Source organism: Tibeticola sediminis, from assembly GCF_003843835.1.
In the GTDB taxonomy this organism is placed as follows: Bacteria; Pseudomonadota; Gammaproteobacteria; order Burkholderiales; family Burkholderiaceae_C; genus Tibeticola; species Tibeticola sediminis.
In genome coordinates this window covers 155,994-173,215 of sequence record NZ_RKQL01000005.1, presented here as the reverse complement: position 1 = coordinate 173,215, position 17,222 = coordinate 155,994, and the positions used below count along the sequence as shown (strand labels likewise).

The 17,222-nt window shown below is 66.3% G+C and carries 16 protein-coding genes; 1 reads left to right on the top strand and 15 read right to left on the bottom strand.

Annotated features, from left to right (window positions below; translation table 11 throughout):
- Positions 1–55 precede the first annotated feature (55 nt).
- Positions 56–1,744, top strand: a complete 1,689-nt coding sequence (locus EDC62_RS10860) for a PhoH family protein (RefSeq protein WP_124223601.1) — start codon at positions 56–58, stop codon at positions 1,742–1,744.
- 3 nt (positions 1,745–1,747) lie between these two features.
- On the opposite strand, the gene dnaB is transcribed toward EDC62_RS10860, so the two are convergent.
- The 15 genes from dnaB to EDC62_RS10785 all read right to left on the bottom strand — a co-directional run bounded on the left by dnaB (position 1,748) and on the right by EDC62_RS10785 (position 17,218).
- Positions 1,748–3,163: a replicative DNA helicase gene (gene dnaB / locus EDC62_RS10855; RefSeq protein WP_245968847.1), complete on the bottom strand. Its 1,416-nt coding sequence runs from the start codon at positions 3,161–3,163 to the stop codon at positions 1,748–1,750.
- A gap of 219 nt (positions 3,164–3,382) precedes the next feature.
- On the bottom strand, positions 3,383–3,835 hold the full coding sequence (gene rplI / locus EDC62_RS10850) for a 50S ribosomal protein L9 (RefSeq protein ID WP_124223596.1): 453 nt from the start codon (positions 3,833–3,835) through the stop codon (positions 3,383–3,385).
- Positions 3,836–3,846: 11 nt separating this feature from the next.
- Positions 3,847–4,128, bottom strand: coding sequence for a 30S ribosomal protein S18 (rpsR, locus tag EDC62_RS10845; protein WP_124223593.1), 282 nt, complete (start codon positions 4,126–4,128; stop codon positions 3,847–3,849).
- On the bottom strand, positions 4,103–4,432 hold the full coding sequence (gene priB, locus EDC62_RS10840) for a primosomal replication protein N (protein ID WP_124223590.1): 330 nt from the start codon (positions 4,430–4,432) through the stop codon (positions 4,103–4,105). The genes rpsR and priB overlap by 26 nt, the downstream gene beginning before the upstream one ends.
- 26 nt (positions 4,433–4,458) lie before the next feature.
- Positions 4,459–4,824, bottom strand: a complete 366-nt coding sequence (rpsF, locus tag EDC62_RS10835; RefSeq protein ID WP_124223587.1) for a 30S ribosomal protein S6 — start codon at positions 4,822–4,824, stop codon at positions 4,459–4,461.
- Positions 4,825–5,105: 281 nt separating this feature from the next.
- On the bottom strand, positions 5,106–6,392 hold the full coding sequence (gene guaD, locus EDC62_RS10830; protein ID WP_124223584.1) for a guanine deaminase: 1,287 nt from the start codon (positions 6,390–6,392) through the stop codon (positions 5,106–5,108).
- A 5-nt stretch (positions 6,393–6,397) separates the two neighbouring features.
- The gene (locus EDC62_RS10825) at positions 6,398–7,480 is read right to left on the bottom strand and encodes a BMP family ABC transporter substrate-binding protein (protein WP_124223582.1); all 1,083 of its coding nucleotides are present in this window, start codon (positions 7,478–7,480) and stop codon (positions 6,398–6,400) included.
- 69 nt (positions 7,481–7,549) lie between these two features.
- Complete coding sequence (locus tag EDC62_RS10820; protein WP_124223579.1) at positions 7,550–8,596, bottom strand: adenosine deaminase; 1,047 nt, start codon at positions 8,594–8,596, stop codon at positions 7,550–7,552.
- Positions 8,597–8,675: 79 nt separating this feature from the next.
- The gene (locus tag EDC62_RS10815) at positions 8,676–9,836 is read right to left on the bottom strand and encodes a BMP family ABC transporter substrate-binding protein (RefSeq protein ID WP_124223577.1); all 1,161 of its coding nucleotides are present in this window, start codon (positions 9,834–9,836) and stop codon (positions 8,676–8,678) included.
- Positions 9,837–9,884: 48 nt separating this feature from the next.
- Positions 9,885–10,805, bottom strand: a complete 921-nt coding sequence (locus EDC62_RS10810) for an ABC transporter permease (RefSeq protein ID WP_124223575.1) — start codon at positions 10,803–10,805, stop codon at positions 9,885–9,887.
- On the bottom strand, positions 10,805–11,869 hold the full coding sequence (locus tag EDC62_RS10805; RefSeq protein WP_124223572.1) for an ABC transporter permease: 1,065 nt from the start codon (positions 11,867–11,869) through the stop codon (positions 10,805–10,807). Before EDC62_RS10805 ends, EDC62_RS10810 begins: the two co-directional genes overlap by 1 nt.
- Positions 11,856–13,415, bottom strand: coding sequence for an ABC transporter ATP-binding protein (locus EDC62_RS10800; RefSeq protein WP_124223570.1), 1,560 nt, complete (start codon positions 13,413–13,415; stop codon positions 11,856–11,858). The genes EDC62_RS10805 and EDC62_RS10800 overlap by 14 nt, the downstream gene beginning before the upstream one ends.
- A gap of 238 nt (positions 13,416–13,653) precedes the next feature.
- Complete coding sequence (locus EDC62_RS10795) at positions 13,654–16,314, bottom strand: bifunctional acetate--CoA ligase family protein/GNAT family N-acetyltransferase (protein ID WP_124223568.1); 2,661 nt, start codon at positions 16,312–16,314, stop codon at positions 13,654–13,656.
- Positions 16,315–16,437: 123 nt separating this feature from the next.
- Positions 16,438–16,626 (bottom strand): hypothetical protein, encoded by a 189-nt coding sequence (locus tag EDC62_RS10790; RefSeq protein WP_124223565.1) that lies wholly within the window; start codon positions 16,624–16,626, stop codon positions 16,438–16,440.
- Between the two features lie 46 nt (positions 16,627–16,672).
- Positions 16,673–17,218 (bottom strand): DsrE family protein, encoded by a 546-nt coding sequence (locus EDC62_RS10785; RefSeq protein ID WP_124223563.1) that lies wholly within the window; start codon positions 17,216–17,218, stop codon positions 16,673–16,675.
- Positions 17,219–17,222: the final 4 nt, after the last annotated feature.

Genomic DNA, 17,222 nt, shown 5'->3' with positions numbered 1-17,222 from the left:
ACGCCAGGCCAGCCCCTACGGCGGGAGGGGCGGCCGCATGTGCATAATCGACGGCATGCCACTGCCGCCTCCACCCGCCAAGCGGGCCGCCGTCCTCCCCAAAGAAGTCATCGAAACACTCGCGCCGCCCGAAGCGCGCGCGGCTGCGTCTCCGAAGGCGCGAGGCCGCAGCCGCCATGCACCGCCGCAAGCGGCTGGCGCGGCCCCTGCGACGGTGACCGAGCGAATCCTCGCCCCCGCTGCCGCCCCGGCTCCCCAGCCAGAAGCGCATTCCGCACCGACCGAGCCGCGGAAAGCCGCGGCTGCGCCCGCCAAACGCAGCGCTTCGAAGCCGGCTGCGGCTTCAGCCGCTGCGACGCCCCCAAAAGTGTTCGTACTCGACACCAACGTGTTGATGCACGACCCGATGTGCCTGTTCCAGTTCGAGGAACACGACATCTTCTTGCCGATGATCGTGCTCGAGGAACTCGACGGTCACAAAAAAGGCATGACCGAAGTGGCCCGCAACGCCCGGCAGGCGAGCCGCATGCTCGACGCGCTGGCCGCGCATGGCAAAGATCTGGGTGCCGGCATCCCGCTCGACGCCACCGGGCACCGCGAGGCCACCGGCAAGCTGTTGTTCCAGACCCAGGCCCTGGAGCACGCGCTGCCGCTGAGCCTGCCGCAAGGCAAGGCGGACAACCAGATCCTCGGCGTCGTTCAGGCGCTGGGTCGGGCCTTGGCCCCGCGCGAGGTCGTGTTGGTATCCAAGGACATCAACATGCGCGTCAAAGCACGCGCGCTCGGCCTGGCTGCCGAGGACTACCAAAACGACAAGGTGCTCGACGATGGTGACCTGCTCTACACAGGCTCACTCGCGCTGCCGGCGAATTTCTGGAGCAAGAACGGCAAGACGGTGGAGAGCTGGCAGCAGGGGCAGCATACCTACTACCGCATCACCGGGCCGATCGTCCCCTCGCTGCTGATCAACCAATTCGTCTATTTCGAAGCACCGGGCGAGCCCAGCCTCTATGCCCGCGTCACCGAAATCCGCGGCAAAACCGCGGTGTTGCGCACGCTGCGCGACTTCACGCACCTGAAAAACGCGGTCTGGGGCGTGACGGCGCGCAACCGCGAACAGAACTTCGCGCTCAACCTGCTCACGGACCCCGAAATCGACTTCGTCACCCTCGCCGGAACGGCCGGCACGGGCAAGACGCTGATGGCCCTGGCCGCTGGCCTGACCCAGGTTCTCGACGAACGGCGCTACACCGAAATCATCATGACGCGGGCGACCGTCAGCGTTGGTGAAGACATAGGCTTCCTGCCCGGCACCGAAGAAGAAAAAATGGGCCCCTGGATGGGCGCGCTCGACGACAACCTGGAATTTCTCGCCAAAGGCGATGGCGGCAACGCCGGCGAATGGGGGCGCGCGGCCACGAACGAACTGATCCGCAGCCGCATCAAGATCAAGAGCATGAACTTCATGCGCGGGCGCACCTTCTTGAACAAGTTCGTGATCATCGACGAGGCGCAAAATCTCACGCCCAAGCAGATGAAAACGCTGATCACGCGCGCCGGCCCCGGCGCCAAAATCGTCTGCATGGGCAACCTCGCGCAGATCGACACGCCGTACCTGAGCGAGGGTTCATCCGGGCTGACCTATGTCGTCGACCGGTTCAAAGGCTGGCCCCACAGCGGCCACATCACCCTCGCACGTGGTGAGCGCTCACGCCTCGCCGACTTCGCCAGCGAAGTGCTCTGAGCCTCAGTAGCCTTCGTTGGGCGTGTAGTTCTCGAAGCGGGTCAGCGGCGCGATAAAGGTCAGCTTGACGGTCCCGGTTGGGCCGTTGCGCTGCTTTCCGATGATGATTTCGGCGACGCCTGGCTCTTTGCTGTCTTTGTTGTAGTAATCGTCGCGGTAGATGAACATGATGATGTCGGCATCTTGTTCGATGGCACCGGACTCGCGCAGGTCGCTCATCATCGGGCGTTTGTCGGTTCGGGTCTCGACGCTGCGGTTGAGCTGCGAGAGCGCAATCACCGGACATTGCAACTCCTTGGCGAGCATCTTGAGGCCGCGCGAAATTTCCCCGAGTTCCGTCGCCCGGTTGTCGCCCGCGCTGCTCGAGCCCCCCATGAGCTGCAGATAGTCGACGACGATCAAGCCGAGCTTGCCGCATTGACGTCCCAAACGGCGGGCGTTGGCCCGCAGTTCGGCCGTCGTCAGGCCCGGCGTTTCGTCGATGTGGAGCGACACGGTGCGCAGCCGCTCGATCGCTTCGGTCAGGCGCGGCCACTCCTCATCGGTGAGCTTGCCGGTGCGCAGATGCCCCTGGTTGATGCGGCCGATCGAGCCCACGATCCGCACCGCCAACTGCGAGGCACCCATCTCCATCGAGAACACCGCGACCGGCAGCCCTTCGTTCAACGCGACATGCTCGGCGATGTTGATCGCAAAAGCGGTTTTACCCATACTGGGCCGCGCGGCAAGGATGACCAGGTCGCCCGGCTGCAGTCCCGATGTCATGCGGTCGAGGTCATAAAAACCCGTGGGCACGCCCGTGATGTCGTTGGGGTTCTCGGCCATCTCCTGGACGCGGTCGAGGAGCTGCACGACCAGCGCATCCATCGACTGGAAGCCCTGCTTCATCCGCGCGCCTTCCTCGCCGATGCTCAAGATCTTCTGCTCGGCCTCGTCGAGGATCTTGTCGACCGGCTTGCCCTGCGGGTTGAACGCGTTGGTGGCAATCTCGTCGCTCGCCGTGACGAGCTTGCGCAGGATGGAGCGCTCGCGCACGATCTCGGCATAGCGCCGGATGTTGCTGGCGCTCGGCACGTACTGCGCCAGCGCATTCAAATAGGCCAGACCGCCGGCCTCTTCCGCCTTTCCCTGAACCTGGAGCTGGTTGAAAACCGTCACCACGTCGGCGGGCTTGGACTGATGGATCAGCGCCCCGATGGCCGCATAGATCAGCCGGTGTTCGTAGCGATAGAAGTCGGTCTCGACCAGCAGATCGCCCACACGATCCCATGCCAGGTTGTCGAGCAGCAAACCACCCAGCACGCTGGATTCGGCCTCGACCGAGTGCGGCGGCACGCGCAAGCGTGCCACCTCCGAGTCCGCCGCAACGTGGAGATCGTCGGGGCCCGGAACATCCGGCAAAGTCAGGCTGGTGTGCATGGAATTCATCGAACCAAGAAAAGCGCAGATGCTATCGCCCCAGCGTCGCTCCGTCACGGGACAAGTCTGTGGACAAACCGGGGATCGGCAGGGGAAATACCGGGGAAATGCGGGGGAAATGCGGGGGAACACGGTTGCCGCCGAGCCCCAGGGCGACGCGCCCCAAAAAAGAAAGGCCGCCGGAGCGAACCCCGGCGGCCTGACATGCAGGGCCGACGTTTACGCGGTTTCGCCGTAGACCGAAACCGTCACTTCGACCAGCACATCGGTGTGCAGCGCCACGCCCACGGTGGTGTCGCCCACCATCTTGATCGGGCCGTGCGGCATGCGGATTTGCGCCTTCGCGACTTTGTAGCCCATTTTGTTGAGCTCTTCCGCAATGTCGTGGTTGGTCACCGAGCCAAACAGACGCCCGTCGACGCCCGCCTTTTGGGTGATCTTGATGGTGCTGCCCGCGAGCTTTTCGCCCTGGGCTTGTGCTTCGGCCAACTTGGCCGCAGCGGCCTTCTCGAGTTCAGCGCGGCGCGCTTCGAACTCGGCCTTGTTGGCGGCCGTCGCGCGACGCGCCTTGCCGCTGGGAATCAGAAAGTTGCGGGCGTAGCCGTCTTTGACCTTGACGATATCGCCGAGATCACCGAGGTTGACGACCTTTTCGAGCAGGATGACTTCCATCGTCGTTCTCCTCAGATCTTGTGTTGGTCGGTGTAGGGCAGCAGCGCCAGGAAGCGCGCACGCTTGATTGCGGTGCTCAACTGGCGCTGGAAGATCGCCCGGGTGCCCGTGAGGCGCGCGGGGATGATCTTGCCGTTTTCAGCGATGAAGTCACGCAGCGTGTCGACGTCCTTGTAGTCGATCTCGGTCACACCGGTGACCGTGAAGCGGCAGAAGCGCTTGCGCTTGAACAACAGGTTTTGTGCGGGGCGCTTGGGGCGCTTGTCTTTATTGAAACGTTTCGGTCCGGCCATGATGGACTCCTGAAGATGGATCGGTCTTAAATTCTTGAAGATGCAAAACGACGCCTTTGCCGTTGCGCGAAGTCGCGAGAAAACCGCGAAACCGCCATGAACTGCCTACGGCTTGCCGGCTGAGGGTTTCTGCCAGCGAACCCAGCGCCACGGCCCGCATCCTGAGCTTGACGACGCGGGCTGTGCCCGCCTCCTCGACCACCGACTCATGCTCCAGCCAAAGATCCAAAGCCGGCACGCCCGCAGGCGTGTACCGAATGGGCTTGGCTTCTTCGATGAGCGCGTCGAGTTCGAAACAGTTCACTCAGGAAAAGGCAAAGGCGACGGCCATCAGGCGCTGTGCTCGACGGCGCCGGATTTGCGGGCTTCCTCGCGCTCGACGATTTTCATCATCGACGACGGGCCCGTCTCGGCTTGAGCCTTTTGGACCGTCAGATGGCGCAGCACCGCATCGTTGAAGCGGAATGCATGCTCGAGCTCGGCCATCACGGCTTGATCGGCCTCGATGTTGACGCACAGATAGTGCGCCTTGCTGAGCTTGTTGATTTGATAGGCGAGCTGACGGCGCCCCCAGTCCTCGACACGGTGGATCTTGCCGCCGCCGGCGGTGATCATGCCTTTGTAGCGCTCGAGCATGGCCGGAACCTGCTCGCTCTGATCCGGGTGGATCAGCAAAACGATTTCATAGTGACGCATCGATACTCCTTGTGGATGGCCCAATCAGGCGTTGGCAACAGCCACCCCCGGCGTCAACACGGGGTGTGGCAAGGGAAAGCCCGCAATTATACGAAAACCCAGCGCAGCGCCGTCCGCGCTCAGAGGCAGAGAGGGAATTGGGCGTGCCCGAAGGGGCGCCCCAAAACGCGCCCGAGTAGGCGCAAAGCACAGCCGTAGCTCGGGCTACGGCGCGCATTTGCAACGCCCTCTGGCGTGTTTTGGGGCGTCGAAGCGGGCACGACCAATTCCCTCTCAGCCTCTCAGCCCTGGGCGCCCGCCACGTGCACCGATACGACCGCCCGATCGTCCCCGAGCACGATGAGCGCCATCAGCAGCTCTTCCAGGCTTCGCGCCTGACCACTGCGCCGCGCCAACAGCGGCGTGGCCGCGGGGTCGAGCACGATGAAGTCCGCATCGCAGCCGGGCGCAAGATTGCCCACCACGCCCGCCAGGCCCAGGGCGGCGGCCGCGCCGGCCGTATGCAGCCACCACAGCCGCGTCGCGGGCAGGCTGACCCCCGGCTTGGTCTGCCCTTCCCGGGCGACCTCGTACGCTGCCAACATGGTGCGAAACGGGCTCAAGCTCGTGCCGCCGCCCACATCGCTCGCCAAGCCATGCAGGAAACCGGCCTCGGCCGCGGCCGCAAAGTCGAAAAAGCCGCTGCCCAAGAACAAATTGCTCGTCGGGCAGACGGCGGCGGCCGTGTGGCGCTGGCGCATCAGCGCTCGGTCGTCGGCGTCGAAGTGAATGCAGTGCGCATACACAGCACGCTCGCGCATGAGGCCGTGGTCGTCATAAATCGCAAGGTAGCTGCGCGAGTTCGGGAACAGCGCGCGCGCCCAGCGGATCTCGTCGCGATTTTCCGCCACATGCGACTGGATCCAGACATCGGGGTAGCGCGCGGCGAGGGTACCCGCACCCCGCAGCTGCGCTTCGCTGCAACTGGGCGCAAAGCGAGGCGTGATGGCATAGCCGAGCCGGTCGACGCCATGCCAGCGCTGGATCAGCGCCTCAGTGTCCAGCAGGCTTTGCTCGGTCTCATCACGGACCGCCTCGGGGCTGTGGCGGTCCTGTAGGCACTTGCCGGTGATGAGGCGCAGACCCCGCCGGCGCGCTGCCGAGAACAAGGCATCGACCGAAGCCGGGTGCGAGGTCGAAAAAGCCAGCGCGGTCGTTACCCCATGACGGGCCAGTTCATCGAGGAACAGCCCGGCCAGCTCGGTGGCGTGTTCCGGGTTGGCGAACCGTGCCTCGGCGGGAAAGGTGTAGTGCTCGAGCCAGGGCAGCAAGCCCTCAGCGGGCGAACCGATGACATCGAGCTGGGGGTAATGCACATGCAGGTCGATGAACCCGGGCGCGAGGATGCGCCCGGGCAGATGCTGCAGCGGCACCGCGGCAAACCGCGGCGCGAGCGTCGCAAAGTCACCCGCCGCGACGATGACGCGCCAGCCTTGAGGCCCCGGCGCCGTCACCAACAGTCCGTCGCGGTCGTATACCGCGGTGCCATCGGCATCGAAGCGGAGGAGTGATGCGCGCCAAGCTTGCATGGCGGCTATTTTGGCAGCCGGCCTTGGACGCCCGAAACCAGAAAGTTCATGTTCGCGATCTGCTCGTCGTTGAGAACCCCGCCGCGCGCCACGCGCTCCTGACCCTCGTTATCCAGGATCGGGCCACGCCAAATCTGCAGCCGGCCGCGGGCGATGTCCTGCTGCCGCGCCAACACCTCGTTGCGCACCGCCTGGGGCACCTTGGGGCCAAAGTCACCGACACGGATCATGCCCTCGCGGATGCCGCCGAGCGTGCTGCCGCTCTTCCAGCGCCCCTCGAGCACCGCGCGCACCCGCTCGACCTCGTATGCGCCCCAGTGGTGGCTGACGGCGACGATTTGTGCATCCGGTGCCACATGGCGCATGTCGGAGTGATAGGCGACGGCGAGCTTGCCGCGTTGCTGGGCGGCCGCCATCACGGCGGTCGATCCAGTATGGAAGGCGATCACGTCCACGCCTTGATCGAACAAGGCCATCGCGGCGTCGCGTTCTTTGGGCGGATCGAACCAGGCGCCGAGCCAGACCACTTTGACCGTCGCCTTCGGGTTGACCGATCGCATGCCGAGCGTGAAGGCGTTGAGCCCCTGGATGACCTCCGGAATCGGGAAGCCGGCCACATAGCCGGCCACCCCATTGGGGCTCATCCGAGCTGCCGCGATGCCGGCAAGGTAGCGTCCCTCGGCATAGCGGGCATTGACGGCGGCGACATTCGGCGCCGTCTTGTAGCCAGTGATGGATTCGAACTTGACCTGCGGAAAGTCCCGCGCCACCTTCAGCGTGGGCTCCATGTAGCCAAAGCTCGTCGTGAAGATCAAACCGTGCCCAGTGGCGGCCAAATCGCGGATCACGCGCTCGGCGTCGGCGCCTTCGGGCACGTCGGCCACGACCGTGGTTTGAACCCGGGGGCCGAAGGCGGCCTCGACGGCCTTGCGGCCCTCGTCGTGCTGGTGTGTCCATCCCGCGTCCGTGACGGGCGAGACATAGACGTAGCCGACCTTGAGCGCCGGCGCGGCCGCTGCGGCGGGTTGGGCAAAGCTGGGGGAGAAAAAGCAGGCGGCCGCGAACGCGGCAGCGAGGTTTTTGTACATGGTGTTCCTCTACATGGCCCCGAAACCAAAAAACGAAGCCCGCCGGGGCAGCGGGCTTCAAACTCCATTTTACGGGATCGCCATGCGCTCGAAGACGGTCTGGAGTTCGGCGCGCCATCGGGCCTTGTCGGTCGGCGCGGCGAAGCTCGCGTCGATGCTGTTGGCGGCCAACAGCCGGGCATGCCCGGCGTCGAGACCCAAGGCGTCGAAGGTCAGGCGGTAGTTGTCGAGCAGGTAGCCGCCGAAATACGCCGGGTCGTCGGAGTGGATGGTGACGCACAGCCCGGCGTCGAGCAGCGCGCGCAGGTTGTGCTGCGCCAAATCGGGAAACACCCGCAAGCGGACGTTGGAGAGCGGGCAGACGGTCAGCGGCACCCGGTCCCGGGCGAGCCGCGCCAACAAGGCCGCGTCTTGCGCCGCCTGCACGCCGTGGTCGATGCGTTCCACGTGCAAAGCGTCGAGTGCACCCCAGATGTAGGCGGGAGGGCCCTCCTCGCCCGCGTGCGCGACCCGGTGCAGTCCGAGTTCGGCCGCACGCGCGAACACGCGCGCGAACTTCTCGGGGGGGTGTCCCAGTTCGCTCGAATCGAGGCCGACGCCGATGAAGCGGTCGCGCCAGGGCAGCGCGGCCTCGAGCGTCTGCAGCGCGTCTTCCTCGCTGAGGTGGCGCAGAAAGCACAGGATGAGCGCGGCACTCACGCCCAGTTGTGACTGCGCCTGCACGCAGGCGCGGTGCAGGCCTTCGATGACGACGCCCATGGGTACGCCGCGCGCGGTGTGGGTCTGCGGGTCGAAAAAAATCTCGGCCCGCACGACCCCGTCGGCTGCGGCGCGCTGCAGGTAGGCCCAGGCCATGTCGAAAAAGTCCTGCTCGGTGCGCAGCACGCTGGCGCCGGCGTAGTAGATGTCGAGAAAGCTTTGCAGGTTGCTGAAGGCGTAGGCCGCGCGCAGCGCCTCCACGCTCGGGTAGGGCAAGGCCACGCCGTTGCGCTCGGCCAGTGCGAAGATCAGCTCGGGCTCGAGCGAGCCTTCGACGTGGATGTGCAACTCCGCCTTGGGCATCGCGCGCAGCAAGGCGCCCAGGCGCTCGCGCGGGACGGTTGAACGCTCCGACATGATCAGCCCCTCACTCCATGACGACGCACATGAAAAGGGGCCGCTGCGGGCGACCCCTGGATTGGCTGCAGAAGGCGGCTTACTTCTTGTCGCCGCCCGGGATCTTGCCTTCGACGCCCTTGACGTAGAAGTTGATGCCGCCGAGGAATTTGTCGTCGGCAACCTCATCCTTCTTGAGCACTTCCTTGCCGTCTTGGCCCAGGATCGGGCCCTTCCAGATCACGAAGCTGCCATCTTTGAGGCCGGCCTTGACCTCGTCGAGTTTCTTCTTGGCGTCTTCGGGCACGTCGGCCGCCACCGAGACGAAGTCGATCGCACCTTCCTTGACGCCCCACCAGCTCTGGCCCGTCGTCCACTTGCCTTCGAGCACGTCACGCACGGCCTTGATGTAGTACGGCCCCCAGTTGATGACAGCCGAGCCCAGGTGGGCCTTGGGGCCGTAGGCGCTCATGTCCGAATCCCAGCCGAAGGCGCGCTTGCCCATTTTCTCGGCGGTCTGCAGCACGGCCGAGGAGTCGGTGTTTTGCATGAGGACGTCCGCGCCACCGTTGATGAGGGCGGTGGCCGCTTCGGTTTCCTTGGGCGGGTTGAACCACTCGTTGACCCAGACCACCTTGGTCTTGATCTTCGGGTTGACCGACTGCGCGCCCAGCGTGAAGCTGTTGATGTTGCGGATGACCTCGGGGATCGGGATGGAGCCAACCACGCCGAGCGTGTTGGTCTTGGTCATCTTGCCGGCGATCACGCCCGCCATGTAGGCGCCTTCGTAGGTGCGGCTGTCATAGGTGCGCATGTTGGGCGCGGTCTTGTAGCCGGTGGCATGCTCAAACTTCACCTCGGGGTTATCGGCAGCCACTTTGAGCATGGGCTCCATGTAGCCGAAGGTGGTGCCGAAAATCAGCTTGTTGCCCTGCGCCACCATGTCGCGCAGCACGCGCTCGGCGTCAGCGCTTTCGGGCACTTTCTCGACGAAGCTGGTGACGACTTTGTCGCCGAATTCCTTCTCGACCGCCTTGCGGCCGTTGTCGTGTGCAAAGGTCCAGCCGCCGTCGCCCACCGGGCCGACGTAGGCGAACGCCACCTTCAAAGGCTCGGGCTTGGCGGGCGCCGGGGCCGACGCTGGCGCTGCGGCCGGCGCGGGCGCCGGTTCTTCCTTCTTGCCACAGCCGGCAAGCGTCGCGGCAGCCAGCGCCGACAGCGCAGCGACCTTGAACAGGGAGCGTTTGTGCAGATCAGTCATGGATCGGGTCTTTCTTGAGGAAGGGTACGACACGGAAGTAAAGGCTCATTATGAGCCGGGGAAAAACGGCTTGCCAAGCGAGGCCGGCATGTTCACGCGGATCCAGGTCGGATTGCGCGAGATCAACGCGAGCACGACGATGGTGGCCAGGTACGGCAGCATCGTGAGCACTTGGCTAGGCACATCGACGCCGAGCCCTTGCAGATGGAACTGCAGCATCGTGACGCCGCCAAAGAGATAAGCCCCAAGCAAGACGCGCGCCGGCCGCCAAGTGGCAAAGGTGGTGAGCGCCAGCGCGATCCAGCCTTTACCGGCCACCATGCCCTCGACCCACAGCGGCGTGTAGATCACCGAGAGGTACGCGCCGGCGAGCCCGCAGAGCGCGCCACCGGCGAGCACTGCGACGAAACGGATGCGCCGCACGGGGTAGCCCAGCGCATGAGCGGATTCGGGCGACTCCCCCACCGCGCGCAGCACGCGCCCCGCACGGGTGCGGTAGAGGAACACAATCTGGGCGACAGCCAGCAGCACCGCACCATAAACGAGCGGGTGCTGGCGAAACAGGGCTGTGCCGACGAAGGGCCAATCCGAGAGGCCGGGAATGGCGAACTGCGGTCGCGGGGGCAGCTTTTCTTGCACGTAACGGATGCCGGCAAAGGCCGAAAAGCCCACCCCGAACAGACTCAGCGCGAGCCCGGTGGCGTATTGATTGGTGTTGAGCCAGATCACCAAAACACCGAAGAAAGCCGCCAGCAGCGCACCGGCCCCCATGCCTGCGGCAAACCCGAGCCAGTCGTTGCCGGTGTGCACGACGGTGGCAAAGCCCGCCAGGGCGGCGCACAGCATCATGCCCTCGGCGCCAAGGTTGACAATGCCGGCCTTTTCATTGATCAACAAACCCAGCGCCGCCAGCGCGAGCACGGTGCCCGCATTGAGCGTGGCCGCCAGCAACAAAGCATAGGCTTCCATCAGCGCCCTCCCCGGCCCCAGCGGACCCGGTAATGAATCAGCGTGTCGCAGGCGAGCAGCGTGAACAGCAACAAGCCCTGGAACACCCCGGTGATCGACTTCGGCAGCCCGAGCCGCGACTGCGCCAATTCGCCCCCGATGTAAAACATGCTCATGAGCACCGCGGACAACACCATGCCCGCGGGATGCAACCGCCCGACGAAAGCCACGATGATGGCCGCAAAACCGTAGCCGGCCGGCACGTAGGGCGTGAGCTGCCCGACGGGGCCCGCGACTTCGAGCGCACCCGCAAGCCCCGCGCAAGCCCCCGACACCAACAGCGCCAGCCACAGCGCCCGCCGCGAGGAAAAGCCCGCGTAGCGCGCGGCCGCTGGCGCGAGGCCGCCGACCTGCTGCGCAAAACCCGCACGGGTGCGGAACAGGAAAACCCAGAGCGCGCCCGCCCCGAACAAAGCCAGCAGCAAGCCCACGCTGACCCGTGAGCCGCTCATGAGCCGCGGAATTTGCGTGACCGCGTCGAAACTGCGGGTCTGGGGGAAGTTGTAGCCCGCGGGGTCCTTCCAGGGGCCGTAGACGAGGTAGCTGAGCACCATTTCAGCGACATAGACGAGCATGAGGCTCACCAAAATCTCATTGGCATGGAAGCGGTCGCGCAGCAAAGCCACCAGCGCCGCCCAGGCCATGCCGCCGAGCATGCCGGCGATCACGACCACGATCCACACCCAGCGGCCGGTTCCGCTTTCGGCGAGCAAGGCGACACCGCCCGCGGCAATCGCACCCATCACGAACTGGCCTTCGGCGCCGATGTTCCAGACGTTGGAGCGAAAACACACCGCCAGCCCCAGCGCGATCAGCAGCAGCGGCGTGGCCTTGACCATCAGCTCGCCCAGCGCATAGGCGCTCTTGATGGGCTCCCAGAAGAACACCGCGAGGCCGCGCGCGGGGTCCTTACCCAGCAGGGCGAACAAGGCCACGCCGATGAGCACGGTTATGGCCAGCGCCAGCAGCGGCGAGCCCAGGCTCCACGCCCGTGATGGGGCACTGCGCGCCTCAAGCCGCAGCATGGTCGGCCTCCTGCACGGCAGCGAGATGCCGCTGCACGTCCTCGTCCCACAGCCCGCTCATCCACTCGCCCACGCGGGCCATGGTGGCCGCTTCGCGCTCCAGCGGCGGCGAGATGCGGCCCTTGGCCATCACATACAGCCGATCGCTCAGTTCGAACAATTCTTCCAACTCCTCGCTTACCACCAGCACGGCGCAGCCCGCGTCGCGCAGCGCCAGAATCTCGCCACGAATCTGGGCGGCAGCACCCACGTCCACCCCCCAGGTGGGGTGCGCGACGATGAGCAGCTTGGGGCTCGCGTCGATCTCCCGTCCCACGATGTATTTCTGGAGATTGCCCCCCGACAGCGAGCGGGCCAGGGCTTCCGGGCCGCTGGTGCGCACACCAAAGCGCTCGATGATGCGCGCGGCCTGGGCCCGCAGGGCGTGCAGCTCGAGCCAGCCGCCGCGGCCGACCGCCTCGGTGCGCGTGAGCAACAGGTTGTGGGCAAGCGACAGGGTCGGCACCGCGCCACGGCCCAAGCGCTCTTCGGGCACGAAATGCAACCCCAGGCGCCGCCGCGCTGCAGGCCCGAGCGAACCGACGGGCTTGTCCGCGATGCGGATGCACTCGCTGGAAGCACGGGTGTCTTCACCCGACAGGGCGTAGAGCAACTCGCGCTGGCCATTGCCCGAGACGCCCGCGATGCCCACCACTTCGCCCGCGCGCACCTCGAGCGTGATGTCGTGCAGGTCGGTGCCAAAGGGATGTTCCCGCGGCAGGTCGAGCGCCTGCACCTGCAGCACCGCGGCCCCGGGCTGGGCCCGCGCATGGCGCAGCGCGGGCGGCTCGGCGCCGATCATCATGCGGCTCAGGCTCGCATTGCTCTCCACGCGCGGATCGCACACGCCCGTGACGCGGCCCGCGCGCATCACGGTGCAGGCGCTGCACAGCGCGCGGATTTCATGCAGCTTGTGGCTGATGTAGAGGATGCTGCAGCCCTCGGCGGCGAGCTGGCGCAAGACGACGAAGAGCCGCTCCACCGCCTGCGGCGTGAGTACCGACGTGGGCTCATCCAGGATGAGCAACTGCGGCTCGCCGAGCAGCGCGCGGATGATCTCCACCCGTTGCATCTCGCCCACACCCAGCGTGTGCACGGGGCGCGAGGGGTCGATGTCGAGCCCGTATTCGCGCGCCTTGGCGCCGATGCGCGCGGTCACCTCGGCCAACGAGAACTTGCGATCGAGCCCGAGCCAGACGTTTTCCGCCACGGTCAGCGTGTCGAACAGGCTGAAGTGCTGGAACACCATGCTGATGCCCAGCGCGCGCGCCTCCTGCGGGTTGCGCACCTTCACCAGCTGGCCGTTGAACCGAACCGTGCCCTCATCGGGCTGGGTGGCACCAAAGATAATCTTCATCAGCGTGGACTTGCCCGCGCCGTTCTCGCCGAGCACGGCATGGATCTCACCGGGCTGTACGGTGAGCGAAACGCCCTGGTTGGCCACCACGCCGGGGTAGCGCTTGGTGATGCCTCGCAGCTCGAGGCGGGGCACGGGCGCGGCGCTCACGGCAGCACCTCAGGCCGGTGATTTTGAACAAAACAACGCATGAGCCGGCTTGAAACGGGACTTTCCTGCTATTGAAATAATATCGAACCGCTCCGGGCCGAAGACAACCGGCAGGAATGGCTCGCACGCTCCAAGGGCAACGCTGAACATTCAGCGTTGCCCAAGCGCGCTATTGTCGTGCAGACGCGGCGGGTCACCGCGGCCGCGAGCCGGGATGCCCGTTTATCGGGCCTCGCCCTCAATTCAGCGGGAGTTCTATGGCCACCGTCTCGGGGTCGGGCTGCTCGGCGCTCGGCTGGAAGCCCAGTTCCTGCGCCAAGGCCAGCATGCGCTGGTTCTCGCGCAACACGGTGGCCACGAGCTTCTGGGTGCCGTGCGCGCGCAGATAGCGGATGAGTTTGTCCATCAGCAGGTGCCCGAGGCCCGTGCCTTTGAGCTCGGAGCGCACGATGATGCCGAACTCGGCCTCTTCGTTGTCCGGATCGGCCAGCGCGCGCGCCACGCCCAGCGTGCGCGGCTGGCCGTCCGGGCCCGGTGCGGTGGCGATGAAGGCCATCTCGCGCATGTAGTCGATTTGCGTGAGCCGCGCGAGTTCGCTGCGCTCCATGGTGCGGCGGCTGTAGAACACGCGCATGCGGATGTCCTCGGGGTCGAGGTGCGAGAGGAATTCGACATGCGCCTCTTCGTCCTCGGGGCGGATCGGCCGAAGCGTGATGGTCTGCCCGTTCCATTCCACGGTTTCGGCCAGTTCGGCCGGATAGGGCCGAATCGCAAAGTGCGCGGCGCCGGCCGGCCCGGTCGGGTCGAGCCGGATGCGCGCGTCGAGCGCGACCACGCCGTCCTCGTTGGCCAGCAGCGGATTGATGTCGAGCTCGGCCAGTTCGGGAATGTCGGCCAGCATCTGCGACACCGCGATCAAAACGGCCTGAATCGCCTCGATGCGCGCGCCGGGCGTGTCGCGCCAACCCTGCAACAGCCGCGCAACCCGCGTGCGCTGGATCAGCGAGCGCGCCAGCGGCTCGTTGAGCGGCGGCAAGGCCACGGCGCGATCGGCCAGCACCTCGACGGCCGTGCCGCCGTGACCAAACAGAATCACCGGGCCAAACACGCGGTCGACGGTCGCGCCCACGATCAGTTCACGCGCATGCGCCGGACTGGCCATGGCCTGCACCGTATATCCCTCGATCCGCGCTTCGGGCCGCAGGCGCCGCACGCGCGCGAGCATTGCCTCGGCTGCTTCGCGCACCGCCTCCGGCCCATCGAGCGCGAGCGCCACACCGCCCACGTCGCTCTTGTGCGTGAGGTCGGGCGACAGAATCTTGAGGGCCACCGGATAGCCAATCGCTGCGGCCGCTTCCACCGCGGCCTGCGGCTCGGGCGGAACGCGGCGCGTGGAGACGACCGGGATGCGGTAGGCATCGAGCACGGCCTTGGCCTCGGGCTCGCTCAGCATCGTGCGGCCGGCAGCCAAAGCCTCTTGCACCAGCGCGCGGGCGGCCGCCACGTCGGGCGGCTCGATCAAAACCGCAGCGCTCGGCGCCTCGATCAACTCGGCCTGCGCACGGTGGTAGGCACGCAACATCGCAAAGGCTCGCACCGCCTCTTCCGGCGTCGGATAGTCGGCGATGCCTGCCGCCTTGAACATCTGACGCGCCTCGGCCACCCCATGGCCGCCCAGCCAGCAGCCCATGAGCCGCGCCGTGGCGCTCTTGGGCACCTGTGCGAGCGCGCGGGCGATGTCGGCACTCGGAACAATGGCGGTAGGCGCGTGGATGAACAGCACCGCCTGGGCTGCCGGGTCGGCGCACAGCGTCTCGAGCGCGCGCACATAACGCTCGACCGGCGCGTCGCCGATGATGTCCACGGGGTTGCCGTGCGACCAGTTCGGCGGCAGCACGGCATCGAGCTTGGCCAGCGTGTCCGGTGCCAATTCGGCCAGCGGCACACCGACCTGCGCGGCCGCATCCGCCGCCATGACGCCAGCGCCGCCGCCGTTGGTGAGCACGGTCAGCGCCTCTCCACGGTTGCTGCGAAAACGCGCCAGCGTCTCGGCCGCAAGGAACAGGTCTTGCAGGCTGTCGACCCGCAACATGCCGGCACGCGCAATGGCCGCGTCGTAGACCGCATCCGACCCGGCGAGCGCGCCCGTGTGCGAGGCGGCTGCCCGCTGCCCCTGCTCCGAGCGCCCGCTCTTGACGACGATGACGGGCTTGTTGCGCGCCGCCGCCCGAGCGGCCGACATGAATTTGCGCGCCGCCTCGACGCTCTCCACATACAGCAGGATGGCGCGGGTGCGCGCATCGGTGGCGAGGTAGTCGAGCAGGTCGCCGAAATCCACGTCGGCGTGCTCACCGATCGAGGCCAGACAGGAAAACCCGATGCCTTGCGCGTCCGCCCAGTCGAGCATCGCGGTGACCAAAGCCCCGGACTGGGAAATGAAGGCCAGTTCACCCGGCTGCGCATCGATATGCGCAAAACTCGCGTTGAGCCCGCTGTGCGGCACCAGCAGGCCGAGACCGTTGGGGCCAAGAATGCGCAGCAACGCCGGGCGGGCCGCATCGAGCATGGCCTGCTTTTGCGCCGCGTCGAGCCCCGCCGTGAGCACGACCGCCGCGCGCGTGCCCGCACGCGCCAAAGCCGCCACGATGCCGGGCACGGTCGCGGGCGGCGTGCAGATCACGGCGAGCTCGGGCACCTGCGGCAAAGCCTCCACGTTCGGATAGCACGGCGCGTCGCCGAGGCGGCGATGTTTGGGGTTGACCGCATAGACCGGGCCGGCGTAGCGACCCCGGCTGAGGTTGCGCCAGACGGTCGCCCCCACGCTGGCCGGCCGTTCGGACGCCCCAATGACGGCAACGCTAGCGGGGTCGAAGAGGGAATCGAGGTGGCGAATGCTCATGGAGGCGTTTGGCAGTGGATGGGGGTCGAGGAAAGACCAGTCTAGGGATGGATCGGCCTTGCATCGAGCCTACCCGCTTCCGGTGACGCTGCCATGACGCGGGACAAAGCCAGAGCTTTCAGCCTAAATCCGGCAGTTGGGCGCGCCCGGGCGGGCCGTCATCGGGCGCGCGGGCAAGGCGCAAACCGCAGCCATGGCGGGCGCCATGGCGAGGATTTGCAACGCCGCCCCCGAGCCCGAGGGTGGCTCGACCGGGTGCGCAGCGCTCACCCGAGCGGTGAACCGCCTCCGCAGCAAAAACCAGTGGAACAACAACACCTTGCGTTCAGCGAAAAGCGGTCAACTGCCGCATTTAGGCTCAGCGTATGGCTTCGATCGAGAGTTTCTTATCGACCACCTGCGGCATGACCAGCGCGTAGCCCTGGTTCTGCCAGTGCACGAGTTCGGTCATGGCCGAGGGCGCGACCTCGACGAAGGGCTGCAATTCCTCGGGGGTGTAGCCGTAGTCGGCCAGCGCGAGGCCGCAGACGCGGAACTTCACGCCGCGCTCGGCGTAGTAGCGCATGCGCTGAACCACCTCGGCATAGCGCGCTTCGTTTTTGCGGGCCACGGTGACGATCTCGGTGCCGTGCAGCAACACGATGATCTTCATGTCCTCGTCGAAGAAGCTGTAGGGCGCCTCGGTCAAAGGGTTGACGAAGGAACGTACCCAGTAGAGCGCGGTCGCCATCTTGTCGGGATGGTCGAGGTACATGTCAAACAACACCTTGGGCTTCGCATAGGGCGTCTGCACGCGCTGCGCCTGGGCCTGCGCAGGCGCAGCGGCCAAGCCCGCGGCGCCAAGGATGAACGTCGCCAGGGCGACGCGGCGGGCAAGGATTCGAAGCTTTGGGAACGGGCTCATGGCG